The 23,398-nt window shown below is 64.2% G+C and carries 28 protein-coding genes and 1 pseudogene; 13 read left to right on the plus strand and 16 right to left on the minus strand.

Annotation, left to right across the window (positions count from 1 at the left end):
- Together ACFYOW_RS46925 and ACFYOW_RS46930 are read right to left on the minus strand one after the other, a co-directional pair.
- Positions 1-932, minus strand: a 932-nt coding sequence (locus ACFYOW_RS46925; RefSeq protein WP_387298246.1) for an ISAzo13 family transposase, incomplete at its 3' end; no start/stop codon positions are given.
- Between the two features lie 745 nt (positions 933-1,677).
- Positions 1,678-2,034 (minus strand): hypothetical protein, encoded by a 357-nt coding sequence (locus ACFYOW_RS46930; RefSeq protein ID WP_387298248.1) that lies wholly within the window; start codon positions 2,032-2,034, stop codon positions 1,678-1,680.
- A gap of 91 nt (positions 2,035-2,125) precedes the next feature.
- Here ACFYOW_RS46930 and ACFYOW_RS46935 point away from each other — a divergent pair, with 91 nt between their 5' ends.
- Entirely contained in the window at positions 2,126-2,815 is a 690-nt protein-coding gene (locus tag ACFYOW_RS46935) for a class I SAM-dependent methyltransferase (protein WP_387298250.1), read from the plus strand.
- A gap of 18 nt (positions 2,816-2,833) precedes the next feature.
- Here the strand turns inward: ACFYOW_RS46935 and ACFYOW_RS46940 are convergent, their stop codons facing one another.
- The 5 genes from ACFYOW_RS46940 to ACFYOW_RS46960 all read right to left on the minus strand — a co-directional run bounded on the left by ACFYOW_RS46940 (position 2,834) and on the right by ACFYOW_RS46960 (position 7,313).
- Positions 2,834-4,102, minus strand: a complete 1,269-nt coding sequence (locus tag ACFYOW_RS46940) for a cytochrome P450 (protein WP_387298252.1) — start codon at positions 4,100-4,102, stop codon at positions 2,834-2,836.
- 887 nt (positions 4,103-4,989) lie between these two features.
- Positions 4,990-5,142 carry a hypothetical protein gene (locus ACFYOW_RS46945; RefSeq protein ID WP_387298253.1) on the minus strand — a complete coding sequence of 51 codons (153 nt, stop codon included), beginning with the start codon at positions 5,140-5,142 and terminating at the stop codon, positions 4,990-4,992.
- Positions 5,143-5,181: 39 nt separating this feature from the next.
- Positions 5,182-5,523, minus strand: coding sequence for a DUF3467 domain-containing protein (locus ACFYOW_RS46950; RefSeq protein ID WP_387298255.1), 342 nt, complete (start codon positions 5,521-5,523; stop codon positions 5,182-5,184).
- Positions 5,524-5,620: 97 nt separating this feature from the next.
- Positions 5,621-6,145, minus strand: a complete 525-nt coding sequence (locus tag ACFYOW_RS46955) for a hypothetical protein (RefSeq protein ID WP_387298257.1) — start codon at positions 6,143-6,145, stop codon at positions 5,621-5,623.
- Positions 6,146-7,085: 940 nt separating this feature from the next.
- Positions 7,086-7,313: a hypothetical protein gene (locus tag ACFYOW_RS46960; RefSeq protein ID WP_387298259.1), complete on the minus strand. Its 228-nt coding sequence runs from the start codon at positions 7,311-7,313 to the stop codon at positions 7,086-7,088.
- A 211-nt stretch (positions 7,314-7,524) separates the two neighbouring features.
- Between ACFYOW_RS46960 and ACFYOW_RS46965 the strand changes: the two genes are divergently transcribed.
- Positions 7,525-7,986, plus strand: coding sequence for a hypothetical protein (locus tag ACFYOW_RS46965; protein ID WP_387298261.1), 462 nt, complete (start codon positions 7,525-7,527; stop codon positions 7,984-7,986).
- A gap of 337 nt (positions 7,987-8,323) precedes the next feature.
- Here the strand turns inward: ACFYOW_RS46965 and ACFYOW_RS46970 are convergent, their stop codons facing one another.
- Positions 8,324-8,908, minus strand: coding sequence for a Fic family protein (locus ACFYOW_RS46970; RefSeq protein WP_387298312.1), 585 nt, complete (start codon positions 8,906-8,908; stop codon positions 8,324-8,326).
- 81 nt (positions 8,909-8,989) lie between these two features.
- Here ACFYOW_RS46970 and ACFYOW_RS46975 point away from each other — a divergent pair, with 81 nt between their 5' ends.
- Complete coding sequence (locus tag ACFYOW_RS46975; RefSeq protein ID WP_387298263.1) at positions 8,990-9,643, plus strand: Fic family protein; 654 nt, start codon at positions 8,990-8,992, stop codon at positions 9,641-9,643.
- Between the two features lie 171 nt (positions 9,644-9,814).
- Here ACFYOW_RS46975 and ACFYOW_RS46980 read toward each other — a convergent pair whose 3' ends face one another.
- From ACFYOW_RS46980 to ACFYOW_RS47000, 5 genes and pseudogenes are all read right to left on the minus strand, one after another.
- A complete protein-coding gene (locus ACFYOW_RS46980) occupies positions 9,815-10,699 on the minus strand; it encodes a recombinase family protein (RefSeq protein WP_387298266.1) in 885 nt (294 codons plus the stop codon).
- Between the two features lie 441 nt (positions 10,700-11,140).
- The gene (locus tag ACFYOW_RS46985; RefSeq protein WP_387298268.1) at positions 11,141-11,440 is read right to left on the minus strand and encodes a hypothetical protein; all 300 of its coding nucleotides are present in this window, start codon (positions 11,438-11,440) and stop codon (positions 11,141-11,143) included.
- 923 nt (positions 11,441-12,363) lie between these two features.
- Positions 12,364-12,585, minus strand: coding sequence for a Tn3 family transposase (locus tag ACFYOW_RS46990; RefSeq protein WP_387298314.1), 222 nt, complete (start codon positions 12,583-12,585; stop codon positions 12,364-12,366).
- 61 nt (positions 12,586-12,646) lie between these two features.
- Positions 12,647-13,594 (minus strand): annotated as a pseudogene (locus tag ACFYOW_RS46995) (Tn3 family transposase); the annotation flags it as partial.
- Entirely contained in the window at positions 13,531-14,718 is a 1,188-nt protein-coding gene (locus tag ACFYOW_RS47000; RefSeq protein WP_387298270.1) for a DUF4158 domain-containing protein, read from the minus strand. The gene ACFYOW_RS47000 and the pseudogene ACFYOW_RS46995, both read right to left, overlap by 64 nt.
- Positions 14,719-15,016: 298 nt before the next feature.
- Here ACFYOW_RS47000 and ACFYOW_RS47005 point away from each other — a divergent pair, with 298 nt between their 5' ends.
- The gene (locus ACFYOW_RS47005; protein WP_387298272.1) at positions 15,017-15,415 is read left to right on the plus strand and encodes a restriction endonuclease; all 399 of its coding nucleotides are present in this window, start codon (positions 15,017-15,019) and stop codon (positions 15,413-15,415) included.
- Between the two features lie 87 nt (positions 15,416-15,502).
- Here the strand turns inward: ACFYOW_RS47005 and ACFYOW_RS47010 are convergent, their stop codons facing one another.
- Positions 15,503-15,934 (minus strand): hypothetical protein, encoded by a 432-nt coding sequence (locus ACFYOW_RS47010; RefSeq protein WP_387298274.1) that lies wholly within the window; start codon positions 15,932-15,934, stop codon positions 15,503-15,505.
- A gap of 326 nt (positions 15,935-16,260) precedes the next feature.
- Between ACFYOW_RS47010 and ACFYOW_RS47015 the strand changes: the two genes are divergently transcribed.
- The 7 genes from ACFYOW_RS47015 (at position 16,261) to ACFYOW_RS47045 (ending at position 20,238) form a co-directional block, all read left to right on the plus strand.
- Positions 16,261-16,758, plus strand: coding sequence for a SitI3 family protein (locus ACFYOW_RS47015; protein WP_387298276.1), 498 nt, complete (start codon positions 16,261-16,263; stop codon positions 16,756-16,758).
- A gap of 62 nt (positions 16,759-16,820) precedes the next feature.
- Positions 16,821-17,420 (plus strand): hypothetical protein, encoded by a 600-nt coding sequence (locus ACFYOW_RS47020; RefSeq protein ID WP_387298278.1) that lies wholly within the window; start codon positions 16,821-16,823, stop codon positions 17,418-17,420.
- Between the two features lie 421 nt (positions 17,421-17,841).
- Complete coding sequence (locus ACFYOW_RS47025; protein WP_387298280.1) at positions 17,842-18,069, plus strand: DUF4158 domain-containing protein; 228 nt, start codon at positions 17,842-17,844, stop codon at positions 18,067-18,069.
- A 13-nt stretch (positions 18,070-18,082) separates the two neighbouring features.
- On the plus strand, positions 18,083-18,874 hold the full coding sequence (locus ACFYOW_RS47030; protein ID WP_387298282.1) for a hypothetical protein: 792 nt from the start codon (positions 18,083-18,085) through the stop codon (positions 18,872-18,874).
- Positions 18,875-19,382: 508 nt separating this feature from the next.
- Positions 19,383-19,637: a hypothetical protein gene (locus tag ACFYOW_RS47035; RefSeq protein ID WP_387298284.1), complete on the plus strand. Its 255-nt coding sequence runs from the start codon at positions 19,383-19,385 to the stop codon at positions 19,635-19,637.
- Positions 19,634-19,978, plus strand: coding sequence for a hypothetical protein (locus ACFYOW_RS47040; protein ID WP_364438292.1), 345 nt, complete (start codon positions 19,634-19,636; stop codon positions 19,976-19,978). Before ACFYOW_RS47035 ends, ACFYOW_RS47040 begins: the two co-directional genes overlap by 4 nt.
- A gap of 50 nt (positions 19,979-20,028) precedes the next feature.
- Positions 20,029-20,238, plus strand: a complete 210-nt coding sequence (locus ACFYOW_RS47045; protein WP_387298286.1) for a helix-turn-helix transcriptional regulator — start codon at positions 20,029-20,031, stop codon at positions 20,236-20,238.
- Between the two features lie 185 nt (positions 20,239-20,423).
- Here the strand turns inward: ACFYOW_RS47045 and ACFYOW_RS47050 are convergent, their stop codons facing one another.
- Positions 20,424-21,113 (minus strand): recombinase family protein, encoded by a 690-nt coding sequence (locus ACFYOW_RS47050; protein ID WP_387298316.1) that lies wholly within the window; start codon positions 21,111-21,113, stop codon positions 20,424-20,426.
- Here ACFYOW_RS47050 and ACFYOW_RS47055 point away from each other — a divergent pair.
- On the plus strand, positions 21,006-21,386 hold the full coding sequence (locus tag ACFYOW_RS47055; protein WP_387298318.1) for a hypothetical protein: 381 nt from the start codon (positions 21,006-21,008) through the stop codon (positions 21,384-21,386). The genes ACFYOW_RS47050 and ACFYOW_RS47055 overlap by 108 nt on opposite strands.
- 441 nt (positions 21,387-21,827) lie before the next feature.
- Positions 21,828-22,910 (plus strand): hypothetical protein, encoded by a 1,083-nt coding sequence (locus ACFYOW_RS47060; RefSeq protein WP_387298288.1) that lies wholly within the window; start codon positions 21,828-21,830, stop codon positions 22,908-22,910.
- A 79-nt stretch (positions 22,911-22,989) separates the two neighbouring features.
- Here the strand turns inward: ACFYOW_RS47060 and ACFYOW_RS47065 are convergent, their stop codons facing one another.
- Complete coding sequence (locus ACFYOW_RS47065; RefSeq protein ID WP_387298290.1) at positions 22,990-23,370, minus strand: Tn3 family transposase; 381 nt, start codon at positions 23,368-23,370, stop codon at positions 22,990-22,992.
- Positions 23,371-23,398: the final 28 nt, after the last annotated feature.

The raw sequence follows: 23,398 nt of genomic DNA on the forward strand, positions 1-23,398 counted from the left end.
CAGACCGTGACCTGCAGCCCGGTCTCGGCCGCGAAGCGGGCCAGCTCGGTTTTCCAGGCCCGGGTCCGGTAGCTGTTGGAGCCACCGGCGTCCGCGGTGATCAACAGCCGCCGCCTGTTCGGGTAGTCGGCGCGGCCACGGCCGTTCCACCAGCGCCGCAACGATTCCACCGCGAACGCGGCGGTGTCGTGATCGCAGCCGACACTGACCCAGCCGGTATCGGCGGTCAGATCATAGATCCCGTACGGGATCGCCTTGCCCAGCTCGACATCGGGAAAGTCGTGGGTATTGACCCGCTCCGGGTCGCCCGCCGGGCGCCATTCGCGCCCGCCGTTGGCGTAACGGCCGATCAACTCCTTCTTCTCGGTGTCCACGCTGCCCACCGGATCCCCGGTGTTCTGATGGTCTTCGACGAGGTTGTTGATGTAACGGAACTGGCCGTCACGGTCGGGATGACGGTTTCCTTCAAGGGTTTTCGTGTTGGCTTGCAGGCTGAATCCCTCCGCGCGCAGCAGGTCGGCCACCACATCAGCCCACACCAGGTGCCCCTGGCGAGTCAGCTCACCGGCGAGTGTGCGGGTCGATTTGGTCGTCCACCGCAATGGCGACATCGGATCACCCCGCTGGTCCGGCTCGACCAGCGACAACAGCGCAGGCCGCAGGCCCGCATCGACATCGGCCACCCGCTTGCGGCCACCCCCGACCCGCCGAACCCGCCCCAATGGCGGCTCGCCCGCCTCCAGCTCCGCCACACCGCGCGACACCGTAGCCTCCCGCACCCCGGCGGCACGCGCCACCAGCCGGCCACCACCACGCCCGAGCATCCGCGCTTCCGCCGCCAGCACCAACCGCCGCTGCCGCTCGTCCAGATGCGGCAACAACGCCTCGAACTTCGCCACCAGACACTGCTCGGTCACCACGAAATCGCCCATACCACAACATCACTCATCACTCGCAAACCCGAGACGTTACGGCTTAATCCTCGGCAGGTCCTAACTACGCGGCATTGCCCCTAACCCAGCACACACACGCCCCCTGTCGCGGTGACCGAGAACACGAGCAGTGTGGATATGGACTCCCACCCCAAATACACGCGCCGGCAGGGCGAGCGAGCATTTTCCGGACCGCAGCGCGTGCGAGTTCGCTTCCCAACGGCGGGAGGCCGCTCACAACCCGTTGCGCAGGACGCCGCCTATCCGGTCCGGTCCGGGCTCGTGAGTAGCCCCGGGTCCGTGGCACGGCTACCCCCCGTTTTCGCCGGCGCCCGAAGGAGATCGGAACAAATCTCCCACTCACCACTCCGGTCCCGCTCGCGCGGAACGAGACCGTAGAGAAGCGGCTCCCCCACTTCGCTACCGGGGGAGCCGCCGCCATGTAGAGCGCACCGACGAAATCGATGGAAAGAGATCGAATATGGATATTCAGAGCATCATCAGCTTGCTGCTCAGTGTGGGCAGCAGTGTTCTCAGCCTCGGAAGCAGCGTACTGAGCCTCTGACCACTTTCCGACGCCCGGCGTTTCCGCGCGCCAGGGCCTGGCCGTGGTGTGAAGTGCGCATTACCGGCGGCCAGGAGCCTGCCGTTCCGGGTCGGGGTTCCGGTAGCCAATCGCCGAAAATCCTAACGAAGTGGGGTTCCGGAATCGCCGAAAATCGGGCGGATATGGCGTAGCTGCTGGTCAGTGGGTGCGGTTGGTGCCGGGGCCGATGAGGCTGGTCAGTTCGCGCATCGCTAGGGGTGAGGGTTTGAAGTAGCGGCGCAGGTTCTCGACCTTGCGGTGTCGCGACTTGGACATCAGTTCGAGCAGACTCGCGCCGGATTCGCCGAGGTGGGTGAGGCCGGAGTGGCGGAGTTCGTGAAGGTCCCAGCCGGTTCCGGCGGTGGCGGTGGCAGCGTCGAGGAGGTCGCGGGCCTGGTCGTAGGACAGTCCTGCGTGTCCGGTGTCGGGGCAGATGTCGCGGTCGGCGAGGTATTTTCCGGGCCCGGGTCGGCGGTGGGTGACGAATACCGGTCCCTGGGTGCGGCCGCGGATCAATCGCGGTAGGAGCCGTGCGGTGCCGGCGTGATCTCACCGGTCACCGCGAGTGTCGTCTGGGCTGGCATTGTTGGACGGTATGGAGCTGAACATGCGAGCGGGACATCATGGGGCCGGGCCTGGGGTGATCACCCCGGATGGCTGTGCGGTCGAGTTGTATTCGCGGTTGCCGGTCGGGGCCGAGCCGGACATCGTCGCCGCGGCCGTGCCGGCGGGTGCACGCGTGCTCGAGCTGGGGTGTGGTGTGGGGCGCGTGACCCATCCGCTGTTGAAGCGGGGTTTTGCGGTGACTGCAGTGGATGAGTCCCGGGAGATGCTCGACCGCGTTCGTGGGGCGCGCACGGTACACAGTTCGATCGAAAACCTCGACCTGGGCGAGAGTTTCGAGGTGGTGCTGCTCGGTTCGTACCTCGTGCACGCTGCGGATGTCGAGGTGCGACAGGCGCTGCTGCGAACATGCGTGCGGCATCTCGCGGCGTCCGGTTGTGTGCTGATCCAAAGAGAGCAGGCGGATTGGCACGCGAACCTGCCGCGTGAGCGCACCAACCCTGGCGGGTTCACAGTGCGGATCGTATCGGCGGAACCGATCGGCGATGGGGTGGACTCGGTATATGCGGAGTACGAGTTCCCCGACGCCACATGGACACACACGTTCCTGTCCAGGCCGCTGACGACCGAGCAGTTCGAAGCGGCACTCGCGGAGGTGGGCCTCAGGGTGGACGAATACCTGACCCGCGACCGGACATGGGTGCGAGCGGGTATCGGCCAGGGCGGGCACTGACGATCGCGCCCGCGTCTTTCAGTGGCGTGGGTGCACTCGAAGTTCGAATGCGGCCGGGGTCAGAATGCGCCCAGGGTGTGGTCGTACATTCCCGCGCACCGTGATTCGGGACTGTCGTAACACAGCGGCCAGTACGGTCGCTACCTCGAACCGAGCGAAACGTGCACCGAGACAGGACCGTGCCCCGCCGCCGAAGGGCACGTAGGCGCCGTGGGGCGGCGAGGGAAGTGCCCATCTGGTGCTGTCGAACCGCTCCGGTTCGGGAAAATGATCCGCGGCGCGGTGAATGACGTTGAAGGGCAGCAGGATCGTCGATCCAGCGGGCAGTGTCCAGGATCCGAGCGACACCGACTCACCAGCGACTCTGCCCGACAGCGGTGCGGGCGGCCAGAGCCGCAGGGTCTCATCGACCACCCGGCCGATTTCCTGCGGGACCGTTACCGAACCATCCCAGCGGGACGCGGCGGCGGCGGCGCGTTCTTGCTCTTCGGGGTGGCGGGCGAGCTCCACCAACGCCCAGCACACAGCTGCGGCGGGGGCCTCCTGCCCGTTCAGCACCAGCGATTTGACGAGCTCGGCCGTGGCCTCGGTCGACACGGTCCGGGTCATGACATCAATGAGGCCACCCGCGTCGCGGGTTCCGAGGCTGGCGTGCACCGCGATCATGAGATCGTTCACCGCACGGCGAGCCCGCCATTGACGGGGCTGTACCGCTCGGATGTACCCGGGCCACTCGAATCGGCCCAGAGAAAGGCGCCGAAGCGCGTCCAGCATCGCGTTCGTAGCGGTGCGAACCTCTCCCACATGCCGGCTCCCGAGACTGAACCGGGCGATCGAGGCGCCGGTGAGCTCGCGCACTTGCGGCAGAACATCGGTGACGGTACCGCGGCGGAGCCAGGCACCGGTAAGCACGTCAGCGTGTTCTGCGAGCCATGGCCCATGCTCGCCGATTCGAGTGGGGGTCATCGCTGACATTGCTGTGCGGCGTAGTTTCATCCAGTCGGCGAGTTTGGCTTGGGAGGCATCGGACCGGTAGTCGATCCGCCGGAACAGGAAATTCCGGTCGACGAAGAAGTCTCGATTGGTGCGACGAAGCACCGAGTCCACCGCGTCGGCGCCGGTGACCTGGATCATGCCGGGCCACAACTGGACGACATGGCCATATCGGCGCGCCATTTCCAGCGGGAACCCCAGCGGGTCGGTGTCGAAGGCCGCCGCAGCGGCCGCTCGAGTCAAGCCTGTGGTCGGAACGCGCTGCGGCGGGGACGTTTTCCCGGTGATTGGCATAATCCCTCCTGCCCTACCAGCCAGAACAGTGGGTGCCCGTCGTGACGGGCACCCACTCCAAATCGGAAACTAGGTCACGTCCCAGATGTACTTGCGTACACGAGACTTCGCGCCGACCAAGCGGGCGGCGGCATACAACAGTCGTTTGCTCATAACCTCCCCCTTCCTCTCTTGCTCTGTGCCATCAGCGGCGTCTCCGACTCGTTGTATTCGAGCGGAGAACCCTATCCTGGCTCATCGAGCTCGAGCGTGCTCGGTAGCAGTTTCCGGGCGTGGGAAGTAGATTCGCTCGGTGTTAGCGTGAGCCACGCGCAGCGTCCGTGAAGTACTTCCGCTAGAACACCACCTCTACTTTCCAGGACGGAACGGCTGGTCGGGATCTTCGGCGAGATCTTGTGTGCCGAACTGTGTTCGCTGCAGAGTTGGGGTTCAGCATGTATCGACTGGCATCGAGCTTCACCGCTGCTTGACATATCATCTCGGTGTGGCAGTGTGCTGGGTGAGGCCGGTGTCTTGGAGCGTGAAGTTCGGACACTGGTCGAAACGCCGCAGGCTCAGTCGTGGTGAAGCGATCGTCGGTACTGGGCCTGCGGTGTTTGCTTCGAGCACCGGACCCTAGGGCTTCCATAGATAGGCCTGTCGTGTGGCTCGACACTCATCGACGATCTGCTCGATCGGCGACCTCGAAGCCATGCAAGCCGCCGACATCCCAGACCGGGTCCCTGCGGAGCGGGGCGAGCCGCGATAGTCTCGACCGTCCTCGGTCCAGAGTCGAGGACGCTGCACCCGCAGCTGCTTCGGCCCCGGACCCTGCACCGGGGCCGAGGTGCTGCTGCCAAGACCGCTCGGGGGGAATCCGGCGACGCGACGCGGGCCGCCTTTTGGATTCAGCGTCCGGGCTGCGGGTGTGGGGCGATGAGGGTGGGCCGGTAGTGGCGGCCGCAGATCACCGTCGGCTGGTACCGCACCCGCGGGTCCGCCACGATGGGGCGGTCGCGGGTACAGGCGATGAGAGTGATCGGTCCGGACACGGTCGTCATCACGGTGTCCTGTTCCTGACAGGTGGTGTGCTCGACGGGTTATTCGCCGAGGTGGGTGATGGGCCCGAATTGGTGTTCGTAGTTGCTCATGGTGTCGTTGAGGGTTTGCATGAGCCGGAAGATCAGCGCGGGCGGGAACTTCACCCGCGCGGTGACCTGCACGGGTTGGCGCATCACCGGCGCACCCGTCGCGTTCACCGAGCTGGGTTCGGCGGGTAGGTAGACCAGGAAATCGAGGGTGAAGTCGGTGCGGTTGTACCAACAGGTGAACCCATTGGCATACACCCCCGCACTCAACGCCTCGGGCACGATGACCTCGACCTGCGGCTCACCCGCCGGCGGCGGCGGGGGCGGCGAGGGCGGCGGCGTTTGCTCGCTCACCGCCACCCGCCCCGGCGATGGTGCCGGTGGACGGCCACCGGCGCTGTGCCGGGTCCGTCCACCAGCATCGCACTCATGTGGCCTTCCTCCTGCGGGGTCAGCGGTCCTGTAGCTGGCGGGCCTGCTGACGGATCTGATGCAACTGCAACTCCCACTGCCCGGCCCGGTCCTGGGCGCGGGAAGCCTGGTCCTCGGCCTGCTGCGCCAACTGGGTGGCCTGATCGGCCTGATCGGCCGCCGAGACCGCGCGCTGCTGGGACTGGTTGGCTTCCCCTTGGGCCTGCTGGGCCTGGGACTGGGCACGGTCGGCCTCGCCTTGGGCCTGCTGGGCCTGATTCCCGGCGAGGATCGCCTGCTGACGAGCCTGCTGAGCCTGCTGATTGGCCTGATTCGCGTCCTGCTGCGCCTGCTGAGCCTGATGGGCCACCTGACGCGCCTGGGCCTGGGCTTGCCGCGCCAGGCCCGAGGCCTGCATCGCGGACTGGCGCGCGCCCTGGGCGTCTTGGCGCGCCTCGTCCAGGCGCATCCGCAGCAACTCCACCTCCCCACGCACATCGAACTCCTCCCCCCGACGCTGCGAGGTCGACCGGTTCTCCGTGCTGGTGTCCTGTGCTGCTGCCATCTTCGAGCTCCCTTCAGAAAAAGACGTTGAATGGATTCCGAACGAGGACGAACTCATCTGACCGGTCCATACTCCCATCACCACCACCGGCCATCAGCAACTCTGCCGCAAACAATAGGAAATGCTGGCGAAACACGCCGGAACATAGGGCGCAACCCGGCCATCGGATCGTTCAGCACCAGGGGCAACCCTCCAGGAAAACAGACCATGAGGTTTATTGTGGGCGAGTCGCCGGGTTTACTCTGATCCGGCGACCGGTTCGAGGGATGTGCGACTCACCCTCCCCGCCCGCCCAGGACCGCGCACATGGCTGTGGGGTGGACTGGTGCGGGATCTTGCGGCGGCGACAGAACGCGATGAATTCCAAGGCAGGCTCAGCCGCCCGTCAGCGCCGCTCCACACGGGGATCCCCGACGATCGCGGCGAGCAATGATCAGAGGTATTGACAATATCTCGATCGCGGCACGCTCGAGGTCGGATGATTCTGCTGCCGGTCATGCCCGGGTAGGGTATCGGCTCGCAATGAATTACAGACTGACACAACATGTTTCGTGACATTCACCACGCAACGATCTCTGACATGAAGTTCTACGGTCGATGCGGGATCTGATGGCCGATTCGGTCCCGATATTCGATGATCTCGCCAGAAGCCTCCGCAAGGACACCACACTCAAGGAATGGATCTCTCAATTCACGATGCTCGAGTGAGCGGTCTGACCAGCGCGCTCGTGCCCAGCACGGAACGTCCGGTTACATGAAATGCGTTGTCGCGTGAGGGTTTCGGTTGATACTGCCGCACCCCCTGGCTGCTCGCGGCGACCGTGTACAGGTTAGGCTCGACGGCCTATCAGCCATCCCCCCGGCTGATAGTCGCTCGCGGACACCGACCCCCCAGGTGCCGCGAGCCCGGATGCCGTCGAGCCCTCCACGCTCGACGGCATCACTCATTTCGAGGTGCCCCTACGTCCCACGCTTTCCGCGAGGTCTGGCCGATGGCTCGATCCTTTTGACGCACAGCGCCTTCGACGAGCTCGAACCCTGGCGCGCGGCCGCGCACCTGCACGAACTGCTGATGGGCTCCGACCTGCTTCCGGCGGTCGACAAGCAGCTGCTGTTCTTCGAGCGCTGGCTGCCCGGTCACCTCGCCTCGATCGGCAATCGCCACCATCGCCGGATCGTGAAAGAGTTCGCCACCTGGAAAGTTCAGCCATGGCTGCGGACCCGGGCCGCCCGCGGACCACTAACACCGGCCAGCCGCCGCAACGCCGGCGCTCAGATCATGCGGGCCACCGAGTTCCTGGCCTACCTAGCTCAGCGAATCCGACCTGACCTTGCGCCGCTGCGACCAAACAACGCTCGACCGTTGGCACGCCAACCACTTGGTCCACCAGCGCGCCAGTTGCAAGCCGTTCCTCGACTGGGCGAAGTCCTCGGGCCGCCTGCCGCAGCTGGTCATCCCGGTCTCACCAGCGCGGCCCGGTCAGCCGCTGACCCAGCACCAGCGCCTGCAGATTCTTCGAAAGCTCCTGAACGACAACGAGATCGACCTCCGATCGAGGGTCGCATTCACGCTGCTGTTGCTCTACGGCCAGCCGCTCAGCAGGATCGTCCGCCTCACCGTCGACGATGTCATCACCAGCGGTGAGGGCGTCTCGATCCGATTCGGTGAACCACCAACACCGGTTCCGGAGCCCTTCGCTGGCCTGGTCCTCGATCTGATCGACCGGCGCACGAACATGCGGACCGCGACGAACCCGAACTCCCGCTGGCTGTTTCCAGGCCGCCGCGCCGGCCAGCCGCTTCGCCCCGAAACCCTCGGCAAGCAGTCGGCCAAGAACTGAGTCCCCACCATCACCGGTCGGGTCTCCGCCCTGCGGCAATTCGTCCTCCAAGCACCAGCACCGGTCGTCACCGACGCCCTCGGCATCCACTACATCACCGCTCACCGGCATCGCGACCAGGCTGGCGGCACCTGGAACCGCTACGCACCAGGCGACCACGACCGCTGATCACGGCCGGCCCGAACGGCCCGAATACCGACTACCTGAATACCGGTCCCTGCCAGTCCGGGACCCCATGTCACATCACGGATGCTTGGTCTGGCTGGAGCCCTTTCAGAAATTCTTGCCACGAATCGATATCGTGGTACCCCGGCTCGGGCGGCTCGATCTCGCCGTCTTAGTTCCGATAGAGTTCTTGCAGGTGCTGCAGGCCGAATGTCTGGACCGGGTCGGCTGCGGCTCCGAGCTGCTGGAGACGGTCCGCGCGTTCGGCGAAGGTCTGGCTGCCCGCTCGGACCGCGTCGGTCCATTGATCGGTTGTGGAGAAGATATCCTTGTTGAAATCCGGCAGCACGCTCGGTGAGAGCCCGTCGCGTTCCAATGACCAGTTCATCAGGAGCCGCGACGACCGGCCGTTGTAGTCCCTGAATGGGTGAATGGACACGAACCGCTGCTGGAGTGTGGCAGCGAGCCGATAGGGATCGGTTCCGGCCACGCTACGTGCCTCGTTGTACCAGTCGGACAGGGACTGAAGTGCGTGGCGTATCTCAGCTGAGTCCGTGAGCCGGTAGGCGACCGCGCCTATGTTGCGTTTCAGAGGCACGGTTCCTTCGCTGATGCGTTTCAGATAGGGATTCGCCTCTACGTTCGCTATCTCCTCGAGGGTGGAGGGCTTGCTGCTGACGAACCAGCGCTCGCCCGGATCGATGACCCCGGCGTCGGGCATGCCGAAACGCGCGACCGGTTGGTGGAGTTCGGCCATGAACCGCACGGACAAATCCTGATCGCCGTAACGGCGGGTGAATGCGCGGGCATCCAGATAACCCGCCCGAGCGTGCCGTTCATGACCGAAATCCATCAACGGTTATCGCGTTTCACCGCACCCGATCACGGCGGAGTTCTCAGCCACCGCAGACGGTGGGCACCTCAACTGGAGCCGCTCACCGACAAAGAGAAAGCCCTCATCGAGGCGAATCCCTACCTGGATCTCCTACCGCCGGGGACCGTGCCGACCGTCCACGGTGGATTGGGATACCGTCTCGCTTCGCCGGAGGCGGTGCACACTGAGCTGGGTTCGCTGTCTGACTGGTACAACACCGCCAGGGCCCAGCCCGGGACCGATCCCTACCGGCTCGCCGCCGAACTCCAGCAACGATTCGTCTCCATCCATCCCTGGGACTACGACTACAACGGCCGGTCCTCGCGGCTGCTGATGAACTGGGCACTCGAACGCGAAGGGCTACCCCCAGCGCCGCCAGCGATTTCAACAAGGATCTGTTCTCCACCACCGAGGAATGGACAGACACCGTTCGAGAAGGCAGCCAGGCGTTCGGTGAAAGCGCGAATCGCCGACCCGATCGAGGTGTTCGGGTTGGAACGCGAACACGAACGCTACCTGGCCCTCAACGAGCAGCCTCCATCATTCACCCCCGGAGAGATGCACGATATCAACGCATACAAGTCGCAGTTGGCGCAGCGGCGAGACAACGGGCGATAGAACGGGATCTGCTCAGCCCGCAACCCGTTCCCGAGTCAGGTCCAGGCGAGTGGTCATGTCGAGACGGAAGCGTCCGTAGGGGTTGATGGGGTTCCGGTAGTAATCGCCGAAAAAATAACGGATATGGCGTAAGTCCCTGGTCAGGATTGGTGCCGGGTTGGGTTCAGCTCCCTATCGGTGTTCTCGCTGCTTGAGCACCTGGGCCTGGATGCGGTTGCGCAGGTCGATTTCCTCCGGCGTCATCGGGTCGCCGGGGCGGTGGATGCGAGCGGGTTTGGGCCGGAGTGGCAGACCATCGTCGGCGGTGGTGTTCTCGGCTTCTGCGAGCGCCCGGTAAAGAGAGGCGACGGACGGGTGTCCGCCTGCGTTCTTCCCGGTCTTGATGGTGAGCTTTTTCGCGATGTCCGGGACCGGGATGCCTTTGTTCTTCAGTGCGAGAGCGAAGGTGAGTGAGTCGTCGTCGATGACCTTGGGCCGGCCGCCGTGGTTGCCCTTGGAGACGGCGGTGGCCTGGCCCTCGAGGGTCTTTTCCCGGATGTAGTTGCGCTCGACCTGCCCGGCGACGGCCAGGACCGCGAAGAACATCGCGCCTATGCCGTTGGGGTCGTAGATGCCGGTGAGCGGGCCGGTGAGAAGTTCGAGCTGGATGCCGCCGGTCTGGAGTTCGGCGGACAGCGCCATGAGTTCGGCGGCGTTGCGGGCCAGGCGTTTGAGTTCGTGGACGGTGAAGACGACCGATGTTTCGGGGGCGGCTTCTTTGAACTGGTGGGCCAGCGCGAGCGCTTTCTCCAGTTCGGGCCGGACCCTGACTCGGGTGCTGATCTGCTCGTGAAAGATCTTGTGGCACTGCGCCCTTCGGAGGGCTTCGAGTTGGCTCGCCAGCTCTTGGCGAGCGGTCGATGTCCTGGCGTACCCGATCCGCACCGGCCGTTCGGCCGTCGTCGCCGGAACGACGGTGAGCGTTGGGCCTGGGGTCCAAGTTCGGCCGGGCCGGCGGTCGGCGGGGGTTGGCACCTCGAGTTCCTCGCGCAGTGCGGGCACGGGGGTCAGCTCCATGGGGGAAGTCTCTCCGAAGTGTCTCGCACAAGCGGCAGGTTTCGAGAGGACTTTTGCGAATGGTGGCCTGCGGGTTTCGTGGTCGATCCCGGGCTGTCGCAGAACTCTCGCATCCGTTCGTTTGTGAGAATCGCGGCGCATGCGGGATGCTGCGCGGCGTTCAGCTCGAACCGCCGGGTGGGCCGCCGCGAGTGCTGTTTTGACCGAAGAAGAATCCCAGGATCAGCAGGAAGCCGTTGGACAGGATCTCCGGAACTGTTGTGTACGTGAACATCGCGACGACCAGTGCTCCGGCGATTCCCAGCAGTAGCAGTCCGCCGACGAGGCCCGGGAATCCTGAAACTGTCAGGAAGTGCCAAGTGGCCTCGGCGGCAGATGGAGCAGGTCATCTTCCACCTGATCGTGCAGCAGCTCATGTGACCCGATGGTGGCGTCGCTCCACTACTGCCTCGGTGCCAGAGGCGAGGTGAAGACGGTGTAGAAGTACCGCAGGTTATCCGCTTCACCATTTTCCAACCGCTTGACAACCTTGCCAATCGGGTTGCACCACGAATTGTCCTCGAATTGGACTACTATGGGCCAGCCGACTTCGGCTTGCTCGGCGGTGCTGATGGCACGCCAGTGTCCACCTGCGTTGCGCGTGAAAACCTCGCCGACATAGCAGCCGAAGCTGAAGAGCGTTTCTGCGACATCATCGACGATCAGGTTCTCAGCTCGAAAGCCTTCCACAATCGCGTCCACCGATGTGAGGCTATCGGGGGTGAAGTCGAGTTTCGCCTGGCTGATCTCGGCGGCTCCCGCAGCGATCTCCTCTGCGAAAAGGCTGGCGTTCTCAGGGGTGGGCCGATACTTGAGTCGCAGTTGTATGCAACCTTCCTACCTCGTCGTTGTCCAGGGTGAGCCCCCAACAGCGGGAACATGGGGGTTCGGGTAGTAATCGCCGAAGAAGCAACGAATACGCAGGTCAACCCCTATCTCGCACCCCCGGTTCACGACCGTCTTGCCGGAGCTGTGACCGTTACTACCGGCATGTCGTCGGGTCGATCTCGGTGTGAAGTTGACACGCGTCGGGCACTCGGTCGTGCTTGGCTCGGTTGGTTCGGCACGCTATCGGGGGTCGATGATCGCGGCGGCGTCGCGACCGGCCGCGAACAGGGTGTCGATGCGTTCGGCCGCGGTCGCGAGCCGGTCCGAGGCACGGGCGAGGTTGGTGGTCAGCGTCTCGGCGCGCGGGTCGTCGAGGCTGCGCACGGTGGTGACCTCCAACAGCAGTTTCAGCGCCTCGGCCGCGTCGTCGGCGGCGCCCAGCACGCCCAGGTCGACGGGAATGTGTCCGTGGATCGCGCGGATGTGGGAGGCCAGCCGCATCGCGGAGTAGGGCAGCAGGATCGCCACGCCCTTGTTGTCCGCGCCCGCGCCCCGCCACATCTCCGACCGCCAACCTCCCAACGAATTGGATTGGGAGGCGATCCATTCCGCCGACATCACCCTGGCCAGCACCGCACCGTAGAGGGCGTTGGCCAGCCGGGCGGCCAGCTCCGCCCGGCCCTCATCCGCCTCGGCGGCGGCGAGCTGCGCGTCGGTCGGGGCCTGGTCGTAGACGCCCAACGCGGCCAGGGCGTCGGACAGGGATTTCGGGGATATCGCGGCGGGGCCGTCGGCGCTCACGTCGCCACCATAGCCGCCGGCCGCGACAGATCGAGGCGGCGGTTCATGTCCAGCAGGAACCGGCCGTAGGGATTGATGTTGGACCAGAACAGCGCCGACAACCCGCGACGCTCGTGCGCGCCCATCAGCTCGGCGAACGCTGGGTCTTCCAAAACCTGTTGCAGCAGAAGCGTATTGACATGGACGAGCGAGGATTGCAGTAGGTGAAGGGCGAGCATCGACACCTCGGCGTGCTCGCGGTCGGGTCCGGCGAGGTCGGAGTCCTTGCTGATGCCACTCGGTCATGAAGTTCGACTCCCACGACCCGAACTTCTTCGAATCACTCGCGCACGCGGTGCCCGTGCCCCACCACTGCGGGTCACGATCGGCGAAGGTCGCGTTGACCAGCTTCGCGATAGCGCGGCGCAGATTGTCACGAGTGACGAAGTGCCGCCGCACATGCCGCAACGCAGCCTCGGTCTCGTCGTGCTCGCCGGTGTTCACGATCGCCTGAATACCCATGTTCGTGCCGAGGGCGAACAACACCAGAATCAACCGGCGGCGCAGCGTGTCGCGGTCGATGATCTCCCTGGTGGCCACCGACGTGCACTCGCTGGTGAAGTCGGTGAGGAAACCAGCCTCCTTGAGCACGTCGAGCAGATCGATCGTGCCCCACCGGCGCGCCACCTCGGCCTTGACCGCGGCCAGGTTCTCCGGCTCCGGCAGCTTCTCCAGCTTGGGCACCCCGATCCACCGGTCGCCGTACCGCTTGGTGATCCGCACCCCGCCGGTCGTTCCCGCCGCCAACCCCGCATCCAGGTTTTCCAGCGCGGTCGCCATCCGCCGCCGCAGGTCAGTGATGAACTCGGTCGCGTCCAGCGGCTGACGGATAGCCGCGTACTGCACCTCGCGCGCGGTCTCGAAGTCGCCGGGCAGATCGTCCTCCGGGTTTCGCCACCGATTGCCGCCATCGACGTAGATCTCCCGGCGCCGCAGCGCATCCCGCAACGCGACCAGCACACACAGCTCGTACGGGATTCGCTCGACACGGCCGCGGTCGTCGACCACCGCTTCGCGCCACGCCTTCGGGACCACCCCGCCCAACGGCACCAGACGGTGCTGGTCGTAGAAGCGGACCTTGCCGTCCACCCTCGCGTAATGCCCCAACAGCTCCAGCGCCACCATCACCGGCCGGTAGGCAGTGTTGTTACAACGGAAATCCAGCGCCGCCAGCAACGCCGGCAGCATCCGCCTATAGTGGTTGGAGTACGAGCTGCGCAGCACCGTGCGCACCCGGGTCGCGAACACTTTGTCGTTGGCCTTGGCCTCGCACACCAGCTCCCGCAGCGTCTTCTCCCCGACCACCGGATACAACGCCTCCCGCACGATGTCGTCCGGGTGATCCACCGCGGCCTAGGCGAGGCGGAACAAGATGCCCTCCTTGCCACCCGCCGCAGATCCTCGGTCAACTCCTTCTCCACCCGCCGGTCCGCGTGGGTATTGATCCGATGCACCAGCTCGATCAACAACTCCACCAAGGCATCGGTGATCTCCGCCGACCGCATCCAGCACAACGCCGCCAGCAGCGTCAACCGCACCGGCTCCGGCGCGTCACGCAGATGCGACGGGAACATGCGGGCCGCCCGCGCCCGCCAGGCGTCGACCAGCTTCTCGCTCGCGTCGGCGAACAGCTCCGGCGGCAGCTTCAACGCCCGCACCGCCGACAGTTTCTCGATCTCCCGCAGCAGCGTCTCCAAACTGACCTTGCCCGGATCGGACTTCAACTCCGCCAACAGATTCCGGCCCGTGGCCAACGGTCCCGCATCCTCGGCGACCAAACCGTTCAACGCCTCCACCGACCCCGCCGCCAACCGAGACACCGTGCGGTCGCAGAACCGGCGCTCGAACACCGCCCTCGCGGTTCCGACGATGCGGTCGGCACGGCCGGGCGGCTCGATCCGCTCAGCCCGACACCGCACCCGCAGCGCCTCGTGCAGCTGTTCGTCGCGCAACTCGACCGGACAGACCTCCTCGGCCAGCCAGTCCGCCAACTTGTCCTCATCGGCCCGGGAGAACTCCCGGAAACCGAACGCGGCGCGGATCTGCTCCCGGTGGTACTTCGCCGAGCGGCCATCCCATGGATAGGACCTGAAATCGGCAGGATCAACCTTGACCTGGCCGGCCACGTACTCCACTGCTATGGCGGGCAACTCCTGCGGGCCGCGCGGAAACCGCGCCTCCAACTCGAAGAATTTCAGCAACAGGCTGAACCCCAACCGGGTGACCCCGCTCTTGTTGCCCACCAACCGCCAATCGTCGCCGACCAGCGTCCACGACCCGATCAGATCCTCGGGCGACCATTCCCGACGCACGAATCGAAACCGTAAGCCCTACCAACGGTTACCGGCGCGTTCTACCTTGCACCTCAGGCCACCGACCGTAGTTCAGGGCCCGGTAGCCGTGCTGGCGGCCGTCCTGGCTGTTGTCACCGAGCCAGATCACCCCGACGCTCGGACCGTGGACACCACCCAGGAGACATCGGCGCCACTTCCCGCCCCGCCGCAGCACACGCAGGAAGAGGTGGTGCCCGCGCCGATCGCAGCACCGCCCGCGCCGCAATTCCCGCCAGGGTGCTACCCCTTCCAGTCGGGCTGCTGAGGGACAACCGGAATGGGAAGACGACGTAGTCGCCGCGGATCGGATGCGGCGGCGCTGATGTTCATGGCCGCCATCGCCGCACTGGTGATCGCACCCAAGGTCGTGCATGTCGCCGAACAGCAGGCCGTGGTACTCGCCTCTGTTGGGGTGTGTGCGTTGGCCGTCGCCGCCGTCGCGGCCGCGCTGGTGGTCCGGCATCGCCGCCAGCTGCGTGCACACGATGACATGCGGGTGCTGGCGGCGCTACGGCAGAACTCGCTGAGTCCCTCCGAGTTCGAGGAGGCGCTGGCCGCGTTGTGCCGCCGTGACGGCTGCACCGGTGTCCGAGTGGTCGGCGGATCCGGTGATCTGGGCGCCGACGTGATCGCGCGGGCACCGGATGGTCGGCGGATCGTGTTGGGGTGCCGTTAAGGATCGTGTCAGGAGCGGCAGACGAAGCTGATAGACCAGGTCAGAAGGCTGTTAAGGATCACGCTTCGCCTGGGCGGGGGAGTGCTGTTAAGGACCCGTGTCGCCAGATACATCGTGTTCGTTGTTAGTGCCTGTTGCTTCGTCCAGGTTCTGGTTGATCATCTGGTGGATTTCGCCGGTCTGCAGTGGGTCCCGGACTGGTGAGATCGCGTATTCAACTGTCACGAGTTGTGGAGGGAGCCCAACCGAGAGGTGAGCGGAACCGAGGGCGGTGACGTAGCGACTCCTCACCGCGGCCTCGGCGGCGAGTTTCGTCGTCACGTGGTGATAGCCGAGCGCGTCGGCGACGACGGGGGCGGGCATCTGCTGGACGTGCTGGCGCATGGCCGATGTTCGGCCCGGAACGTTGAGGACGCCAAGCGCTTTCAGCAGGCCGCCCAGGGTTTCGGAGTGCATCGGTTGCCCGGCCCGGCGGCCGGGGAACAGCCAGCGCGAGTTGCGGTTGGTGGCGGTGTTCATGTTGGTGCGGCCCTCGATCCAGGCCAGCAGGATTTCGGCGACTGGTTCCGGGACCGGGGACGCGGGTGCTGAAACGACGACCGCCCATGCCGCCCCAGGAGCGCATCGAGCTACTCGGACGCCCGAAATCCGCTGTGGCGTAGCCGATGAGCGCTAGGTCGCCGCGCGGGTCGGCGCACCGGAGACCGATCGGGAGGCGTTGCGGCGGCGGGTGCGGGCGGCGGCGTTGGCGTCGGAGGATGAGGCGGAGTTCGTGCGCGAGCTGGGCGGCGCTGGGATTTAGCGATAGCTGCGCGGCCCGCAAGAAGGCGGGTACCTTGGTCGCAGTGGCGATCGAATACACACTCGACCTTGCAGCGACGGCGACGCCTACGCAGGTCGCTGAAGCGCTTATGAGCAGTGCACCAAAGGGTCAGCTATTTGATCCTGGAGTGACTATCGACCGAGTGCTCAGTGGTGTGGTCACGACAGTACGCGGCCTGTGGATCGGAGTCGGGCAGCAGCATTCTCTGGAAACGGAGATTCTGACTTCGGGGTTTCGGTTCACGCCGACGCTCTGGACACATTTTCGTTTCGAAAAGTTCAAAGACTTTCCAGATCAGACCGACGACATGATCACGTTGACGTCCGCGGTACTGACACGTATTCCAGGCGATGCGGTACTCCACTGCCAAGGCGACACGATTTGGTTGGTTCGTCACGACGGGGAGATATTTGTCAATGAAAGCGAAGAGCTGTGGCCTTCATCTCGACTCGTATTATTGTCGCGGCCGTACCGCAGGCAAAATTACATGTGGGACGATGAAAATGGAGGGAGAGCCTGAAAGAAGGAAAGCCTGCGCAAAGACTCCTCCAGGAAGCGGCAGCGAAAATCGGGCAAGAAGGATTGGAACTGGGCAACGCGCTCCGTGCTCGCATTGATGCCGTTAGAGCGGAACTTGTCCGAAATAATGACGCTTACGCACAGGTAGATGCTGAAATGGCTCAGCGTTTGCGACTCGCGTCCGATTCCTGGAAGGGCTCGCAAAGCCTCACTCCCCGACCGCCTTCCACTCTACACACCCAGCCGACCGGAGAAATTGGCGGTAAGCCGACCGGACGACCCGCTGAAATACCTTCGAATGGAACAGAACTGGACAAGCTGCATCTGGAGCTAGAGAACAGATCTGCGATTATTCTAGCTCAGCGTGGTTACAAAATTGAGCAAAATCCTTATCTTCCTAATCAGGCCAAAAATCCAGACTATCGAATAGAGGGGAGGATTTTCGATTGCTTCACACCGATTACGCCTTATATGAAAAGAATACGAAAGGGTATTCGCTCGAAGCTGGACAGCGGACAAACCGACCGAATCGTATTGAATATGGCCTTGTTGCCGCACAATGCGTCGTTTATCGAGAGTGAGTTGCACGCTGCTCCGATCGTAGGCCTGAAGGAGCTCATCGCGATCACCAGAGATGAGCAAGTACTTCATATCTACCCGTAGAAGGCGTCGTAGTATTCATCGAAATCGGTCGCATATATGGGAACTGGCCTGGTCGGTTGTATTGTCCCTGGGGCAGGTGAAGGGGCATGACGAGTAAATCCGCCGGATCCGGCGGTACCGACGGCCTGGAAGGCTCGCCCGGCGGCAAACACCCAGGCCCTCGGTACCGCGCATAGTTTCCAGAGTCGACCCACCGTCGGTCGATCAAAACACGGGGCGCGGGGTCCAGATCCGCACCCATACGGCTGAACGTCATTTGTCGCGAGGTCATCTCTGGAACTGGAAGTCAGGTGCTCGATCGGGTGGAGAAAACCATGAGAAGTGTGCGGCTGGCCAGGCGAGGTGCCGTTAAGGATCGTGTCAGGAGCGGCAAACGAGCGTTTCGGGTGTGTGCCGGTGGTGTGCGGTGTAGCTTCCGGCCGTGGCTCAGGAGTTAGATGAGGACGAGCTGATTGACCGTTGGACGTTGGTCGGCAACGAGTTGGAGCTGGTTGCGGGCAAGCGGGGTGTGACGAAGCTCGGGTTCGCGGTAATGCTGCGGTTCTATACCAAACAGGGCCGGTTCCCTCGTGGACGGGGTGAGATCCCGGACAACGCGGTACGGGTTCGCGAAACGAGAACCCCTGATCCCGCCGGCCGCAGACAGTGATTCCGCTGCCAAGGTGATGTGGCTACTGAAAGTTGGGCAGACGCCCACGCCTGGTGCTGTTCTGAAAGCGGCTCCTATTGAGGGGGCGGTGCGCACCAAGTCCGCGAAGAAGCTGGCCAGAACGCACGAATGGTTCGCCACGCAACAGCGTACGACGAAGGTCATCGACACGACCAAGGACATGACCGCTCTCAGCAAGCTGCTGGCCGAAGCGGTGGTAGCACATTGGCGCGAGCACGGCACCGGCCCGCACTGGAGCGAAGCTGCGGACGCCCCCGAGGTTGCGCAGTGGTGGACCGAGGCGACCGGCATGGCGTACCTCGGCAAGGACTTCCAACCAGCCATCTTCCTGACGGCCCGGAAATTGGGGTGGATCGGGTTCAACACCCAGGAACGCTCTCTGTGCACCGGGCGGCGGTTTCACCGCCGCAACGTCGGCGCCGAAATCTCAAAGGCTCCGCACGAGGACATCGGCTATTTCACCGCCGCCTACATCAGCATCCATCAAGCCATTCACGGCCACAGCCCGGATTGGGCACAGATCGCCGAATCAGCCACCGACCATAAAGGTCTCCGGTTATTCCTCGATGCCGACGATGCGACGGCACAATCCCGATGGATCGCCACGCATGGCTGGATCTCCCCGCGAGACGGAAGCATCCAACCGGGAAAGCGCGTCGCTGCAGAGGCTCGCAGTCGAGGCCACAGCATGCCCGTGGTGGACAAGATCGAGACTCCCCCACCATCACCCGACGCGCCTGCACCGGAGATCACAGCGCCGTCGCCATCACCCCCAAGCGCATAACCATCGGCAGTCAGCTCCAAGCTCCTCACACGCGAAACGGCCATCTGCATGCATTGCAGGTGGCCGTTCGGCCGTCCGAGGTTAGCGGATGACTTGCGCCATTCCGGATAGCGGCGGCGGCGTGGCAACGCGCGCCTGATCATGGACATGGGCTCAGCGGAAGGAAGTATTGCCGACGGGATGACTCCCGTACTCGACGAGTTGCCAGAAGCCAGGCGCATAGACACGCGTCCGGCCAGCAGCGGTGTCGATTACGAGCACGCCAGAACGTCGTCTCCGAACTCCGACCCCGCTCGGGTCGCATCCTCAGAGGTGTACACGGTGAATGCCATGCCGCGAATTGTGCACGTGAGCACCGACATTCACCATGGACGGTGGGCCGATCGTCATCTAATCATGAGTCCAGACACAGCTAGACCCGCCAATCCACATGTGTGAGGCGGGTCCGCGCCATCAAATATACAAGTCTGCCGTGCGTTGTGTAGAGGTCCTTGTTACGATTCCTAATATGAAGCGTAATACGTCCCTGAGCGTGGATTCTGCTGTATTGGAGCAGGCCAAGCTGGCAGCCGACGCTGACGGGGTCACCTTGTCCGCATTCGCCGAGTCGGCACTGCTGGACAAGGTGATGCGCAACTCGGCCCGCATCGCCGTCAGCTACGAGCACAACCAGGGACGTGCCACTGCGGAATATTTCGCCCAGGTCGAGGCCGACCGCGCCGCGATGGACGACGTCATCCGCGCTAGCGGTGCCACCTGGTGACCGCAGCCCCTCCCGCCCACGGCGAACTGTGGCGCTACCTGCCGAATATCGCTGGCCGCGAGAAACCCTCATCCCTCAGCGGGGACCGCGTCCTCGTGGTCCAGCGAACCAGTATCAACTCGATCCTGCCGACCGTGCTGGCGATTCCGATTGAGCAGGCACCCCGTATGCCCGGCCTGGCGGTAGAGCTGTCGGACGATGACCCGCTGCCTGGTCTGTCCGCCGTCGTCTACCGCATCCATCCGCTGTATACGCCATGGCTCACCGAGCGCATCGGCGTCGTGACCGAGGTGACCATGCGTCAAGTCGTCGGCACCCTGGTCAAACTGATCACCGACTGAAATACCGCCAACTACACTCAGTCGGAGGTTTGCTCCTACGATCAGAGGCTATGAGCACACCTCCGGATCCGAAAGCGCCGTACTGGACCCGGCGAGACGTGGCGGACTATCTGGGCTGGTCACCACAGACGGTGAGCTCGTATCTTTCAGCAGGTCGACTGCCTGAACCGTTCGATCGTGTCGCGGGCTCGCCGATATGGGAACCGCGGACGATCATCGCCTGGAACGAGGGTGGGCGGCCAAAGCGGCTGGCCGACTGAAATTCTCGGCCTGACCAGGGGCATCACTCGCTCCCTAGAGATCAGTTCCGTATGACCTAGTCCACGACGGCGGCCGCCAAATCGCCTGTTCCCTGTTCTAGGACCTCGGTTCGATATGCATTCCCGTTGGCTAGTTTCCAGCGTCTCGAGGCGCGCCCCTGCGGGCCATTCGCTCACGGATCTGGTTAGGTTCGGCCGACACCCAGGTGGTCTGGACCCGCCGCGCCGGCGCTGACACGGATAACTCGATGTACTCGGCGAGTGAGATTCTCTGTTGGGCAGCGCCTCCGCCGCACATCCCGGCAGTGTTGCAGGGCGTGGCGCTCGGTCTCACCGAGGTCGCCGCTGTGGCCGGTGAGGTGGCAGACGATCTTGCCCGGCATCTCGATCCGGATCGGGCCCGGTTCGTCCATGCCGGCGGGTGCGGGGTGTTCGAGGCGGCCGGGCAGCAGGTCGGCCACGGCGGTGCGGATCGCGCCCCGGCTCACCCGGTGCCGGCGGGCCAGAGCGGCGATGCTCGCCCCGTCACGGAATTCCTGGCGCACCTGCTCCAATGCCCCGATAGTGGCGACCTGTGGGCGGCGGCCGGATCTGGCGCCTTGTGCCCAGGCGGCGGCCAGGCCCTCACGGGTGAGTTCGTTTTGCAGGTCGCGCTGGAATTGGCCGACCGAGATCAGCACGTTGACCAGCATGGTGGTGGTCGCGTCGGTCGCGGCCAGGTCGGTGATGCCCGACAACGCCCCGGACAGCACCCGCAGCTTCACCCCGTGCTGTCGGCACCAGTCGCGCACGGCCAGGATGTCGGCGAGATCGCGGCACAGCCGGTACAGCCCGGACACGGTGAGCCGATCACCGGGCCGCGCGAACCCGGCCAGTCGGCGGAAGCCGTCGCGTTGGGGGGTTCCGGTAGTGGCCGCGACCCCGAAATGGAACGCACCTTCACCGCCGAACGCGCCGCCCACGCCCGCGCCCTCGCCGAATCCAAGGGCCGCCACATCGGCCGACCAACCGCCTGGCCCGACGACAAGATCGACTACGCCTGGCTGCTCCGAGAGCAAGGAAGCAGCCTCGGCGAAATCACGACCAAGACCGGCATCCCGAAAACATCACTGCACCGCTACCTCACGCCAGCGACCGAGCAGGAGTAATCCGGCGGCTACCTGGCCGAACAGGGCTTCATGTACCGGGCGACACGACCGTTAACGACACCCCGGTAGCCCGATGCATCCCCCGCTAGCGAATTCCCAATAGCAGGAAGGGTGTTGGGGAATCGGGAAGTGGTTCGGCTATCTTCGTACAGTCGAAGCGAGAAAGTAGCCGACGATGACCGTAACGGGATCTGATCCGTTGATCACCATCAGGAATCTGTCATCGACTGCTGATTTCAATCAGTGCGAACAGCTCCAGGCGGCAGTAAGACTTCCCTGCACTGTTACCTCGGCCCGGTCCCAGGCCCGGAGCCGTCGGGCACGGCCTCCGGCCGGCATGCCGCTGGAACCCACACGAATTCCGTGCACGTCCCGCCAGCCGCGTGATGTGTGAAATAAGCGACCGCGTGTGACAGGTTCATCGCACTGGGAATTATCGGCATGATCGATCCGACATTGGCCAAGACGACGGCCGAGGCAGCAGAGCGGCTGAGTAGCGAAATAGTCCGTGGTTCAGAAGCCATGGAGAAAGACGTACGCAAGTTTCCGGATACTCTCCGACCGGGTATGCAGCGCTATCTGGATAGTGACCGGGATGGCACTGATTCTGTGAATTCCGTATTCGAGAGCGTCGCCGGTGACGGCGGAATCGGTCCGCCCGGCGGGTCCGCCGCCGAATTCGGCCGGAACGACGAGCCGATCCCTCCGCTGGCACATGTGAAACCCTCGTCCGAGTGCCTCACCGACTACGAAACACATCGAGTGCAGCACTGGACGCGCTTCGCGGCAGATCGTGGGCTCACCCTAGAGGAGTTCATCGCCCAGGCCGGCGATCATGCGGCGGGCCTTGTCCGTGACAGCTACGTGTGTACCAGGGTCACCGGCTCGACGCTTCAGAAGGTGCTCGATAGCGGGGAAATCAAATCGTTCTTCGACACGGGTAAAACCAGTATCTTCGACCATCAGTTGGAGGAATACGTTCCTTCGCACAAGGCGCTCTTCGGGTACGGTGCCGACCTGGTGCCGGAAGGTCGGCCGATATATGGGTATGTCACACGCGATCCGCTGGGCCGAGATCTCTACGGTGGTCGTTTGTCTGGCTATGGCGCGGCCGCAGTGGTTTTCAAGCCGCAGGTTGCCGAGCGGACAACGGTTACGCTCAACGACTCTTTAACCGTCGCAACGCACAATGACGAGATGAAGGCGGGCATGTCGCTTGCCGATCCGCTTACGAACCCGACCTCAAATCTGTTCCAGCGTAACGAAGATCCGTTCACATACGAGAACCCCGAAAGTGTGGAACCATACATCGAAGCTCAGATTCATCGAGTGACCTCCACACCATCGGGAACAGAGTTATCGCCTCTACGGACCGATTCCATTGATCGCGTCACCTTCTTTTCGGACAGGTCGCAGTATCCGCCGGAACTCTTCGACACCCTCGATTCGAGGGGAATCCCGTATTCGTTCGCCCAGGACCCACCACCGAAGCCGGCCATCAACATCGACATAGACTTCGTCTGACGATCTGCCTACCGATCACAGCCCGGAGCTGCCTACGACGAGGACGCCCACCACGAGCGACGCCGCGGCACGCAGGGTCTCAACCTGCGGCCCATTCCCGGGTGAGGTCCAGGCGGGTGGTCATGTCGAGGCGGAAGCGGCCGTAGGGGTTGATGTTCGACCAGAACAACGGGCTCAGTGCCCGGCGTTCGTTGTCGCCGACCAGATCGTGGAACTCCGGGTCCTCCAGGACGGCTTGCAGCAGAAGGGTATTGATGTGCACCATCGCCGGTTGCAGTAGATGTAAAGCGAGCATCGACACCTCGGCGTGCTCGCGGTCGGCGCCGGTGAGCTGGGAATCCTTGCCGTAGAACACGACCGTGTTGGCGGAGTTCCAGTTCTCCACCACCTGCAACCCGCTGTTGATCTCTCTCCTGAGTTCTTCCGACGCCAGATAATCGCAGGCGAAAATCGTTCTCACCGCCCGCCCCAACTCCTCCAGGGCCTGG

Origin of the sequence: Nocardia sp. NPDC006982, from assembly GCF_042869435.1 — a bacterium.
Lineage (GTDB): Bacteria > Actinomycetota > Actinomycetes > Mycobacteriales > Mycobacteriaceae > Nocardia.

Excerpts from the sequence above, each read along its gene's own strand:
- ACFYOW_RS46935 (WP_387298250.1), top strand. The coding sequence starts at position 2,126 with ATGCGAGCGGGACATCATGGGGCCGGGCCTGGGGTGATCACCCCGGAT.
- ACFYOW_RS46940 (WP_387298252.1), bottom strand. The coding sequence starts at position 4,102 with ATGCCAATCACCGGGAAAACGTCCCCGCCGCAGCGCGTTCCGACCACA.
- ACFYOW_RS46945 (WP_387298253.1), bottom strand. The coding sequence starts at position 5,142 with ATGACGACCGTGTCCGGACCGATCACTCTCATCGCCTGTACCCGCGAC.
- ACFYOW_RS46955 (WP_387298257.1), bottom strand. The coding sequence starts at position 6,145 with ATGGCAGCAGCACAGGACACCAGCACGGAGAACCGGTCGACCTCGCAG.
- ACFYOW_RS46960 (WP_387298259.1), bottom strand. The coding sequence starts at position 7,313 with ATGGTGGCGATTGCCGATCGAGGCGAGGTGACCGGGCAGCCAGCGCTC.
- ACFYOW_RS46970 (WP_387298312.1), bottom strand. The coding sequence starts at position 8,908 with ATGGCCGAACTCCACCAACCGGTCGCGCGTTTCGGCATGCCCGACGCC.
- ACFYOW_RS46975 (WP_387298263.1), top strand. The coding sequence starts at position 8,990 with ATGACCGAAATCCATCAACGGTTATCGCGTTTCACCGCACCCGATCAC.
- ACFYOW_RS46980 (WP_387298266.1), bottom strand. The coding sequence starts at position 10,699 with ATGGAGCTGACCCCCGTGCCCGCACTGCGCGAGGAACTCGAGGTGCCA.
- ACFYOW_RS46990 (WP_387298314.1), bottom strand. The coding sequence starts at position 12,585 with ATGCTCGCCCTTCACCTACTGCAATCCTCGCTCGTCCATGTCAATACG.
- ACFYOW_RS47005 (WP_387298272.1), top strand. The coding sequence starts at position 15,017 with ATGGGAAGACGACGTAGTCGCCGCGGATCGGATGCGGCGGCGCTGATG.
- ACFYOW_RS47010 (WP_387298274.1), bottom strand. The coding sequence starts at position 15,934 with ATGAACACCGCCACCAACCGCAACTCGCGCTGGCTGTTCCCCGGCCGC.
- ACFYOW_RS47035 (WP_387298284.1), top strand. The coding sequence starts at position 19,383 with ATGAAGCGTAATACGTCCCTGAGCGTGGATTCTGCTGTATTGGAGCAG.
- ACFYOW_RS47045 (WP_387298286.1), top strand. The coding sequence starts at position 20,029 with ATGAGCACACCTCCGGATCCGAAAGCGCCGTACTGGACCCGGCGAGAC.
- ACFYOW_RS47060 (WP_387298288.1), top strand. The coding sequence starts at position 21,828 with ATGATCGATCCGACATTGGCCAAGACGACGGCCGAGGCAGCAGAGCGG.